We start from the raw sequence: 10,803 nt of genomic DNA on the forward strand, positions 1-10,803 counted from the left end.
GCATCGTGCCGATCCTGCTGTCCGCCCTGGCGCTCGGCGCCGGGCAGGCCGTCATGCAGCCCGCGCTGGCCACGATGATCGTGTGGTGCTCGACGCCGGGCACCCGTACGCGTGCCTTCGCCCTCCAGTTCTTCATGCAGAACCTTGGTCTGGGCATCGGCGGGCTCATCGGCGGCCAGATCGTCGACGAGAGCCGGCCCGCGAGCTTCACCCTGCTGTTCGGCATCGAGGCCGTGATGTTCCTGGTCCTGGCCGGGGTCATCCTCACGGTGCGGATGCCGCACGCTCCGAGCATCAAGGACGCCGTGCCGCGGGGCGAGTCCGGGGCGGGCAGCGCATGGAAGCGGCTGCTGGGGCACAAGGCCATGGTGAAGCTGCTGGTGCTGGGCTTCGTGATCTTCTTCGCCTGCTACGGGCAGTTCGAGTCGGGTCTCGCCGCGTTCGGCACCGAGGCGGCCGGGATCACCCCGTCCACGCTCGGGTTCGCGCTGGCCGCGAACACCGGTGCCATCGTCGTGGCGCAGTTCGTCGTGCTGAAGCTGGTCGAGAAGCGCCGTCGGTCCCGGGTGATCGCGCTGGTCGGGCTGATCTGGACCGTGGCGTGGGTCATCGCCGGGTTCTCGGGGCTGGGGCACGGCAGCGCGATGATGGCCGCCGCCGCGTTCATCACCACGTACGCGCTCTTCGGGATCGGTGAGGCGATGCTGTCGCCGACGCTGGCGCCGCTGGTGGCCGACCTGGCGCCGGAGGGTTCGGTGGGCCAGTACAACTCGGCGTTCGCGCTGGTCAAGCAGATGGCGCTGGCGCTGGGTCCGCTGGGTGTGCCGCTGGGCGCGGGTGTGCCGATGCTCTACATCGGGGTGTTCATCGCGGTGTCGCTGGGGATCGCGGGGCTGGCGCTGCGGCTGGGCCGGCAGCTGAGCCCGGTGCAGGACAAGCCGTCGCTGCTGAAGGGCGACGTGGTGGCGGTGGTCGTGCCGGCCTCCGAGCCGGAGCGCGTTCCCGCGTAGCGGACGCACCGTACGGGCAGTACGGGCAGTACGGGCAGTGCAAGGGGAAGGCCCGGTCCTGGTGGACCGGGCCTTTCGCATGGGCGGGCCCGGCTATTTGTCGGGCAGGGCGAATTCGCACCAGACGGCCTTGCCGCCGCCCGGGGTGCGGCGGGAGCCCCAGGCGGAGGCGATGGTCGCGACGATCGAAATGCCGCGGCCGGTTTCGTCGGCGGGTTCGGCGCGGCGGCGGCGCGGGAGGTGGTCGTCCCCGTCGGTGACTTCGATGATCAGGCGCCGGTCGGTGCGGCGCAGCCGCAGCCGCATGGGCGGGGTGCCGTGCTGGAGGGAGTTCGCGACGAGTTCACTCGCGGCCAGGACGCCGAGGTCGCACAGTTCGACCGGGAAGCGCCAGGAGGCGAGGACTCCGGAGGCGAAGGCGCGGGCGCGGGGGGCGGCCTCGACGCCGCCGAGGAGTTCCAGGGCGGCGTTGTGGAAGAGCTCGGCGTCGGCCCCGGTGCGGCTCGGCTGCTGGAGGACCATGACGGCGACGTCGTCGTCGTGGTCGGCGTCCACGCCGAGGGCGCGCATCAGGCGGTCGCAGATGACGGCGGGGGTGCCCTGGGCGCCGGAGAGGGCGCGTTCGAGGGCGGCGACGCCTTCGTCGATGTCCTCGCCGCGGCGTTCGACGAGGCCGTCGGTGTAGAGGACGGCGGTGGAGCCGGGGCCCAGGGCGATGGTGCCCGAGGTGTGCAGCCAGCCGCCGGTGCCGAGCGGCGGGCCGGTGGGGTCGGCTGCGCGGCGCACGGTGCCGTCCTCGTCGCGGACCAGGATCGGGAGGTGGCCGGCGGAGGCGTACGCGAGCAGGCCCTCGTTGGGGTCGTGGACGGCGTAGACGCAGGTGGCGATCTGGCTGGCGTCGATCTCGGCGGCGAGGCCGTCGAGGAGCTGGAGCACCTCGTGCGGCGGCAGGTCGAGGCGGGCGTAGGCGCGGACGGCGGTGCGCAGCTGGCCCATGACGGCGGCGGCGCGGACTCCGCGGCCCATGACGTCGCCGATGACGAGGGCGGTGCGGCCGGCGCCGAGGGTGATGACGTCGTACCAGTCGCCGCCGACGGCGGCTTCGGTGCCGCCGGGCTGGTAGGTGGCGGCGATGCGGAGGTCGTCGGGCTGTTCCAGCTCCTGGGGGAGGAGGGAGCGCTGGAGGGTGACGGCGGCTTCGCGCTGGCGGCGTTCGCTGGTGCGCAGCCGTTCGACGGCTTCGGCGTGGTCGGTGACGTCGGCGAGGTGGACGAGGACCCCGGTGTGCCGGGGGTCCGTGTCGCCGTCGGCGGGGGCTTCGGGGAAGACGACGGGGGTGCAGGTGACCGTGTAAGAGCTGGCGCCGCCGGGGGCGGTGCGGTTCTTGGCGGTACGGGGCTTGCCGCTGCGCTGGACCTGGTCGAGCAGGGGGAGCAGGCCGAGCTCGCCGAGTTCGGGGAGGGCCTCGTGGGCGGGCGCGCCGGCGGGGCGGGGGCCGAAGCCGGCGGTGTAGGCGTCGTTGACGTAGGCGACGCGGTGTTCGGGGCCGTGGACGAGGGCGACGAGGGCGGGGAGCCGGCCGAGGACCTCTCGTACCGAGAGTTCGTCGAGGGAGGGCACGGCGGCGGGGAGGCCGGGGCCGGTGCCCGGGCCGATGCCCGTGCCGGAGACCGTGGGGTCCGCCGGGGCACCGTCGGCGGCCGTGGCCGGACGGGCGGCGGAGCCGCGGGCTGCCGGGACGGCGCCCTCACCCCGCTTGGCCTGGGCCGCGGCGTGTTCGGACCGGGCGGCGGCGCGGCGCTGCGTTCCGGGAAAACGGGCGCTCCAGCGCGTGAAGTTCACTGCGTTCAAGCCTCGTGGTGTCGCAAGTGGTCGCTGTGCTTCTCGTGGTCGATCGCTGGCCGGTGTCGCTCGGTGGGGTCACGGTGGGGGCCACCGTGAATGTCACTGTGTGCAGGGGTGAGCCCACCTATGGTCACACGTCCAGTGTGGCCGACCGCACTGACAACGTCAGCCCTGGCTGTCCTTCGGGGGTTTGGGGGCGGGCGGGGGCGGGGGGAATTTGTGGCCGTGTCCGGCGGCGAGTTCGAATTCTGCCCTGGGGTGTTCGAGGGATCCGAGGGAGACGATCTCACGCTTGAAGAGGCCCGAGAGGGTCCATTCGGCGAGCACGCGCATTTTGCGGTTGAAGGTGGGGATCCGGCTGAGGTGGTAGGTGCGGTGCATCAGCCAGGCCGGGTAGGCCTTGAGCTTGCGGCCGTAGATGTGGGCGACGCCCTTGTGGAGGCCGAGGGAGGCGACGGAGCCCGCGTACTTGTGGGCGTATTCGGTCAGGAGCTCGCCGCGCAGGGAGGCCAGCAGGTTGTCGGCGAGGACCTTGGCCTGGCGGACGGCGTGCTGCGCGTTGGGGGCGCACTCGCGGCCCTTCTCCTGCGCGGTGATGTCGGGGACGGCGGCGGCGTCTCCGGCGGCCCAGGCGTGTTCGGTGCCTTCGACGGTGAGGAAGGAGGTGCAGCGGAGGCGGCCGCGTTCGGTGCGCGGGAGGTCGGAGGCGGCGAGGACCGGGTGGGGTTTGACGCCTGCGGTCCACACGACGGTACGGGTGGGGAAGCGGGCGCCGTCGCTGAGGACGGCGACGCGGTTCTCGCAGGATTCGAGCCGGGTCTCCAGGCGGACGTCGATGCCCCGGCGGCGCAGTTCGCGGATCGTGTAGACGCCGAGTTCCGGGCCGACCTCGGGGAGGATGTGGTCGCTGGCCTCGACCAGCACCCATTTCATGTCCTCGGGCTTGATGTTGTGGTAGTACCGGGCCGCGTAGCGGGCCATGTCCTCCAGTTCGCCGAGGGCCTCGACGCCCGCGTAGCCGCCGCCGACGAAGACGAAGGTGAGGGCGGCGTCGCGGAGGGCGGGGTCGCGGGTGGAGGAGGCGATGTCCATCTGTTCGATGACGTGGTTGCGCAGGCCGATGGCCTCTTCCACGGTCTTGAACCCGATGGCGTAGTCGGCGAGGCCGGGGACGGGAAGGGTGCGGGAGACGGATCCGGGGGCGAGGACGAGTTCGTCGTACTCGATTTCCAGGGGGCCGGTGCCCTCGTCCTCGGTGGCGAGGGTGGCGACGGTCGCGGTCCGCTTGGCGTGGTCGATGCGCTGGGCCTCGCCGACGACGACGCGGCACTTGTCGAGGATGCGGCGGAGCGGGACGACGACGTGGCGCGGGGAGATCGAGCCGGCGGCCGCCTCGGGCAGGAAGGGCTGGTACGTCATGTAGGGCTCGGCGCTGACCACCGTGACCTCGGCTTCGCCGGCTCTGAGCTTTCGCTGGAGCCGGAGCGCCGTGTACATGCCGACGTAACCCCCGCCGACGACGAGGATGCGCGTACGGGGCGGGGTACCGGGGGCCGTGCCCCGGGAGTTAGCAGCCTTCACCATCCCATGACGCAACGTGGCCGGGAGTTTGTCCACAGGCCTGACACATTGTGTGACCGGAGGGAGTGCCGGTACGAGGCTGCCGGGTGGCTTGAGTGGGGGTGGAGTTCCGCAGGTCAGGCGGTGCGGAAGGGGTGATTCCGGAGGCTTGGATCGGAAAAGTGGGGAGGAATGCTCCGATCGGGCGGTGGTCCGTCCGGGGCTGCCTCTTCTGAATTGACTCTGGCTCAACTATGTTCGTATCTCGTCGAGGACTGAGACCGGGGCCCACCTGACCGTGGCCCACCTCGACACGAAGGCGGGGAATGTCTCCGGGGGGAGACAAATGATCACCGGGGGATACATATGAACATTTCCGATTTCCATGGTTCTGCGACCGCGCTCTCGACCGAGAGCGGTCGCCTGATGACGGGCGGCACCACGCACGGCGTGGGTCGCTCCACACCTCTGCGCGTCGACGCCCAGCGCAACCTGGAGCACGTGCTGCGCGCGGCGCGCGAGGTCTTCGGCGAGCTCGGCTACGGGGCTCCGATGGAGGACGTGGCGCGGCGCGCCCGCGTCGGCGTCGGCACCGTGTACCGGCGCTTCCCGAGCAAGGACGTCCTGGTCCGGCGAATAGCCGAGGAGGAGACCGCCCGGCTGACCGAGCAGGCCCAGGCCGCGCTGGGCCAGGAGGAGGAGCCGTGGCAGGCGCTGTCGCGCTTCCTGCGCACCTCCGTGGCCTCGGGCGCCGGGCGGCTGCTGCCGCCGCAGGTGCTGCGGGTCGGCTCGACGGGCGAGGACGGCGCCGACGAGGCGGAGGAGGCGCGGGTCCCGCACCAGCGCCAGGCCGGCGTGACCGGCGGCGGGGCTCCCGAGCTGCGCGTCGTGGGCTCGCGGATCCCCGCCGAGGACGAACCCTCGGAGGACGCCGGCGCGGGTGCGCTGCTCGAGGTGGTCGGCCGGCTGGTGGACCGCGCCCGGGAGGCCGGCGAGCTGCGCGGCGACGTCACGGTGGCCGATGTGCTGCTGGTGATAGCGACGGCCGCTCCGGCACTGCCCGACGCGGCGCAGCAGGCGGCGGCGTCGTCGCGGCTCCTCGACATCCTGCTCGAAGGACTGCGCTCCCGGACGGTCTGAGCGGCCGGGGGTGTCCGGCCCTGATCGGCCGGACTCCCCCACGGGAGAGCGCCTCCACGGGGACCGCCCTCGCGGAAGCTCGGCTCGTCGGCTCGTCGGCTCGTCGGCTCGTCGAACGGTTCCCGAACGATGCACCGCCCGAAAGGGTGTGGGCCGGTGCGGGATTTCACCGGTTGCCGCACGGACGAGTGGATGGCGCGGAGAGCGGCTCGGCGCGCGCCCCCCGTGTGACAGGCTTGAACGGTGTACCGGTTGAGTGTGTCGTGCGGGGGCTTCCACGATGAGCGTTGACGGTCGGGAAGAGCCGCTCGGTGGTGCCGGCGGTGAGGTCGGGGCGGAGAGCCCGGTCGCACGGCAGGTCCCGGCCCAGCGCGTGCCGCGGCGCGGGCGGCACGCGGCGGCGGGGTACGCCGGTGGCGGGCTGCCGCCGTCCGACGGGGACCTGATCGCCCGGATGCGCGGCGGCGACGACGGTGCGTACGAGGAACTGTTCCTGCGGCACGCGGATTCCGTACGGCGCTACGCGCGGACCTGCTGCCGCGACGCCCACACGGCCGACGACCTGACCGCCGAGGTGTTCGCCCGTACGCTCCAGGCGGTGCGGGGCGGGGCCGGGCCGGACCAGTCGGTGCGCGCGTACCTGCTGACCACGGTGCGGCGGGTCGCGGCGGCCTGGGCGAAGACGTCCCGGCGCGAGCACCTCGTCGAGGACTTCGCGGTGTTCGCGGAACAGGCGGCCGCCGGATCCGAGACCGGGGGCGGACTGTCCGGGCTGTCGGGGGACGACACCCTCGAACTGGGCGCGGACGTACGGGCGATGCGGGAGGCCGATCAGTCGCTGGCGATGCAGGCGTTCCGGAGCCTGCCCGAGCGGTGGCAGGCCGTGCTGTGGCACACCACCGTCGAGGACGCCTCGCCCAGTGCGATCGCCCCGCTGTTCGGGCTGAGCGCCAACGCGACCGCCGTGCTGGCCTCCCGGGCCCGGGAGGGGCTCAAGCAGGCCTATCTGCAGGCCCATGTGAGCTCGGCGCTGGGCGCGGGCGGGGACTGCGCGCGGTACGCGGACCGGCTGGGGGCGTACGCCCGCGGCGGGCTGCGGATGCGGGCGGAGCGGGGGCTGCGCAAGCACCTGGAGGGCTGCGTGAAGTGCCGGCTGGCCGCCGGCGAGCTCAAGGACGTCAACGCGGGCATTCCCGCGCTGCTGCCGGTCGCGGTCATCGGCTGGTTCGCCGCCGGGTACGCGGCGAAGGCGGCCGGGGTGCTGGCCGGCGGGGCCGTCGCCGCCGGAGGTGCGGGCGCTGCCGCCGCGGCCGCGGGCGGGTCCACCGCCGGGGCGGGTGCCGGGGCCGCCGGAGCTGCCGGAGCCGGCACGACCGGTGGGACCGCGGGGGCCGGGGCCGGGGCCGGGGGTGGCGCCGGGGGCGCCGGATCCGGGCTGGGCGGGGCGGTGGTGTCCGAGGGGCTCGGGCTGCCCGCCAAGGCCGCCATCGCGGCCGGGATCGCCGTCGCCGCGGCCGCCGGGGTCGTGTTCGCGCTGGCCGGGGACGATCCCGAGCCGGGGCCCTCGGCGCAGCCCGCGCCGCGTGTGGCGGCGCCCGTGGTGCCGCTGGTCCCGGATCCGCGCACGCCGGCGCCGGCCGGTGCGCAGCCGCCGGACGCGCAGGGCCCCGTACCGGCCGAGGCGCCCGGTACTCCCCCCGCGCCGAGCCCTTCCCGGCCGAAGGCCCCCGCTCCGCAGTCGCCGGCGCCGAAGCCCCCGCCGGTGCCGGGTCCGGTACCGAGCCCGGTGCCGAGCCGGAGTCCGGGCGTGCCCTCGCCCTCCCCGACGCCGTCGCGGCCCGCGCCGAAGCCGCCGCAGGGCTTCGAGCTGGCGGGGCTGGGCCACTCGGTGTTCGGCGACCACGGCTCCCCCGAGCTGGAGACGGCGCGCAGCAGCTGGGTGTGGCAGCGGTGGGGGCTGCGGATCGCGGACCGGCGGTTCGCGCAGGGGATCACCGTGAACTCCCGTTCCTCGGTGGAGATCACGCTGAACCGGCAGTGCACCGCGTTCTCGGCGCGGGCCGGGGTGGACGGCCTGTCCCTGTTCACCGACGGCACGGTGCGGTTCTCCGTGTTCGCCGACGGGCAGCGGCTGTGGCGGTCGGGCGAGCTAGGGTCCGACGACCCGGCGGCCGCCGTCGACGTCTCCCTGACCGGGCGCAGGACGCTGCGGCTGGTGGTGGAGCAGGCCGGTCAGGGCAGCCTGCCGGCGCTGGCCAGCTGGGCCGACGCGGTGATCAGCTGCCGGTGACGGCGGTGAGGAGCGCGGCGACCTCGGCCGGGGAGAGTTCCGCGCCCGCCGTCTCCTCCGCCCTGTGGCGGTCGGGTCCGAGCACGGCGCGGGTGGCGTCGGGCAGGTCGGCCACGGCGGCCTGCTCGGGGACCGAGCGCGGGTGCCCCGCCCGCCAGGCGGTGGCCGCGGCCAGCGCCCGTACGGCCTCCGCGGCCCGGCCGGCGTCGGCCAGCAGCACGGCCGCGGTGTCGGTGAGCGCGGCCAGGACGCGCTCGGCGCAGTGCGCGGCGACGGCCGCGGCCAGGGCCGGCGCCAGCACGGCGAGGCCGGCTTCCGGGCCCTGTTCCCGGGCGGTGAGGATGGCGTCGACGTTGTCCAGCCCGGCGGCGAGCTGCGGGGGCGCGTTTATCTTCCCGCAGGCGATGCGGGCGAGTCCGGCTTCGGTGCGGGCCCGTTCGAGGTCCCCGCGGGCGAGGGCGAGGAGCGCGGTGAGCATGCCGCCGTAGGCCCGGGCGTCGTACACCCCGCCGTAGCGTTCGACTTCGAGGGCGGCTTCCGCGAGGAGTTTCCCGGCGCCGTCGAAGTCCCCTGAACAGAAGGCGGACTCCGCGATCCGGGCCATGGCGAACGGCACCTCGATGTGGGCCCCGACCTCTCGGGCCAGGCGCAGACATTCCTCGTACTCGATGCGGGCCCAGTCGTACCGGCCGCGGGACAGCGCGACCTCCCCGGCGGCGCTCGCCACCTGGGCACGCAGCCAGCGGTCGCCGACGCGGTGGGCGATCGCGTGCAGTTCGGTGAGGTCGGCGGTGACGGAGTCGAGGCCTCCGGTGAAGTCGATGGCCACGTGGGTGCGCAGCAGGAGGGTGATGCCCAGTTCCCAGTCGCCGCCGTGGCGGCGGCAGTTGTCGACCGTCTCGTCGAGCCCTTCGAGGACGGCGAGGGTGTCGCCGGTGAGGAAGGTCGTCATCGGCCAGAGCATGCCGGGGAAGCCGGCGGTTTCGGGGCCGGCGCCCCGGAAGATCTGCTGGATGCGGTCGGCGAGGGTGATGTTCTGCGGGGTGCGGAACTCCTCGGGCGAGTGGCCTTCGGCGAGCAGCAGGACGTGCAGCATCTGCGCGCGCATGAAGCGCCAGTACGCGGGGGTGCCCTCGGGCGGCTCGGCGGGGCTGAGCTCGATGATCCGGGCGGTCCATTCCACGCCTTCGATGCGGTAGTTGCGCAGCCACCAGAACCAGCCGAGGGCGAGGACGAGCCGTTCGGCGGTTTCGGCGGGACCGCTGCGGGTGGTGTGCAGGAGCGCGGCGCGGAGGTTGTCGAGTTCGGTCTCGATGCGCCGGATCCAGGGCAGCTGGGCGGCGCCGCGCAGCAGCGGCTCGGCCTCCTCGGCGAGGGCCAGGAAGTGTGCGGCGTGACGGTCGGCGGCGGCGGCGCGGTCGGTTTCGTGCGCGGCGGCGCGTTCGGCGGCGTACTCGTGGATGGTCTCCAGCATCCGGTAGCGCATGCCGGTGTCGTCGGGGCCGGGGGCGGCGACGACGAGCGACTTGTCGACGAGCGAGCCGAGGAGGTCGGCGACGTCCTCGGCGGCCGCGCCGGAGCAGACGGCTTCGGCGGCGGGGAGGTCGCAGCCGCCGGCGAAGACGGACAGGCGGCGCAGCATGGTGCGTTCGCGGTCGTCGAGGAGCTCCCAGGACCAGTCGACGACGGCGCGCAGGGTCTGCTGGCGGGGCAGCACGGTACGGGCGCCGCTGGTCAGGAGCCGGAAGCGGTCGTCGAGCCGGTCGGCGATCTGGCGCGGGGTGAGCAGTCGCAGCCGGGCCGCGGCCAGCTCGATGGCGAGCGGCAGCCCGTCGAGGCGGGCGCAGATCTCGGCGACGGCGGCCGGGTCCTCGTCGGGCGTGAAGCCGGGGCGGACGGCGGCGGCGCGGTCGGCGAAGAGGCGGTGCGCGGGGTCGGGCGGCAGCGGGTCGACGGGGCGGACCGTTTCGCCGGGTACGCCGAGGGGTTCGCGGCTGGTGGCCAGGATCCTTACGCCGGGGCAGTGGGTCAGGAGGTGCTCGGCGAGCTCGGCGGCGGCGCCGATGACGTGTTCGCAGTTGTCGAGGACGAGGAGCAGCCGGCGGTTCGCGCAGTGCTCGACGAGCTGGGCGGCCGGGTCGTCGGCGGGGGTCTTCTCGCGGGCGATGAGGGTGTTCTCGCGCAGGCCGAGGGCGCTGAGGACGGCGCCGGGGACCGCGGCGGGGTGGTCGAGGCGGGCGAGTTCGACGAGCCAGGCCGGTTCGGGGTGGGCGGCGGCCGTGTGCTCGGCGAGCCGGGTCTTTCCGGAACCGCCGGGGCCGGTGAGGGTGACGAGGCGGAAGCGGTCCAGGTCGGTGCGGAGGGCGGCGAGTTCGGGCTCGCGGCCGACGAAGGAGGTGAGGCGGGGGCGGAGGTTCCCGGCGGACGGGGCGGCGGGCGCGGGCCGGGTGGGTGTGGCGGGGGCGGTGGGTGTGGCGGGTGTGGCGGGGGCGGGTTGGAGCAGCTCCGCGTGCAGGGCGGTGAGTTCGGGGCCAGGGTCGGCGCCGAGGGCGTCGGCGCGGGTGCGGCGGGTGCGTTCGTACGCGGCGAGGGCGTCGGCGGGACGGCCCGCCGCGCGCAGGGCCCGGAGCTGCCGGGCGCGCAGCGGCTCGTCGTACGGGTACTCCCGGATCAGCGCCTCGATCTCCGGCAGGAGGGACGCCGGGTCGACGCAGCCGCTGCGGAGCTCGGCGTCGATCCGGTCGCGCAGGGCGGCGGTGCGGTGCGCTTCGGGGGCGGCGGCGTGGGCGCCGCGGGCGGGCTCGGGCAGGTCGGCGAAGGCGGGGCCGCGCCATAGTGCGATTTCTGTGCTTATTCTTTCTCTTATACACATCTTACTCTTCCTACTAATATTATATTTTATATCTCTTTTTTCTCCTTATCATTAAAAAAAAGGTTTTTGGGTGGGTGTTGGGGGTA

Annotated in this window: 6 protein-coding genes; 3 read left to right on the plus strand and 3 right to left on the minus strand. The window is 74.0% G+C overall.

Features of this window, described 5'->3' with window-relative positions; genetic code table 11:
- Positions 1 to 1,010: MFS transporter (locus tag ACFXA3_RS21900; protein WP_385189072.1), on the plus strand; the 1,010-nt coding region annotated here is incomplete at its 5' end.
- Between the two features lie 93 nt (positions 1,011 to 1,103).
- On the opposite strand, the gene ACFXA3_RS21905 is transcribed toward ACFXA3_RS21900, so the two are convergent.
- Positions 1,104 to 2,852: a SpoIIE family protein phosphatase gene (locus ACFXA3_RS21905; protein WP_385189081.1), complete on the minus strand. Its 1,749-nt coding sequence runs from the start codon at positions 2,850 to 2,852 to the stop codon at positions 1,104 to 1,106.
- Positions 2,853 to 3,020: 168 nt separating this feature from the next.
- A complete protein-coding gene (locus tag ACFXA3_RS21910; protein ID WP_385189074.1) occupies positions 3,021 to 4,439 on the minus strand; it encodes an NAD(P)/FAD-dependent oxidoreductase in 1,419 nt (472 codons plus the stop codon).
- 342 nt (positions 4,440 to 4,781) lie between these two features.
- On the opposite strand from ACFXA3_RS21910, the gene ACFXA3_RS21915 reads away from it, so the two are divergent.
- Positions 4,782 to 5,555 carry a TetR/AcrR family transcriptional regulator gene (locus ACFXA3_RS21915; RefSeq protein ID WP_385189075.1) on the plus strand — a complete coding sequence of 258 codons (774 nt, stop codon included), beginning with the start codon at positions 4,782 to 4,784 and terminating at the stop codon, positions 5,553 to 5,555.
- 280 nt (positions 5,556 to 5,835) lie between these two features.
- The gene (locus ACFXA3_RS21920; protein WP_385189077.1) at positions 5,836 to 7,845 is read left to right on the plus strand and encodes a sigma-70 family RNA polymerase sigma factor; all 2,010 of its coding nucleotides are present in this window, start codon (positions 5,836 to 5,838) and stop codon (positions 7,843 to 7,845) included.
- Here ACFXA3_RS21920 and ACFXA3_RS21925 read toward each other — a convergent pair.
- On the minus strand, positions 7,832 to 10,717 hold the full coding sequence (locus ACFXA3_RS21925) for an ATP-binding protein (protein ID WP_385189079.1): 2,886 nt from the start codon (positions 10,715 to 10,717) through the stop codon (positions 7,832 to 7,834). The two genes, ACFXA3_RS21920 and ACFXA3_RS21925, sit on opposite strands and share 14 nt — an antisense overlap.
- Positions 10,718 to 10,803 lie beyond the last annotated feature (86 nt).

This window comes from Streptomyces sp. NPDC059456, from assembly GCF_042750055.1.
Taxonomy (GTDB): Bacteria; Actinomycetota; Actinomycetes; order Streptomycetales; family Streptomycetaceae; genus Streptomyces.

Bases quoted from the DNA above. Each gene is read 5' to 3' on its own strand.
- ACFXA3_RS21910 (WP_385189074.1), bottom strand. From the start codon at position 4,439: ATGGTGAAGGCTGCTAACTCCCGGGGCACGGCCCCCGGTACCCCGCCC.
- ACFXA3_RS21915 (WP_385189075.1), top strand. From the start codon at position 4,782: ATGAACATTTCCGATTTCCATGGTTCTGCGACCGCGCTCTCGACCGAG.
- ACFXA3_RS21920 (WP_385189077.1), top strand. From the start codon at position 5,836: ATGAGCGTTGACGGTCGGGAAGAGCCGCTCGGTGGTGCCGGCGGTGAG.
- ACFXA3_RS21925 (WP_385189079.1), bottom strand. From the start codon at position 10,717: ATGTGTATAAGAGAAAGAATAAGCACAGAAATCGCACTATGGCGCGGC.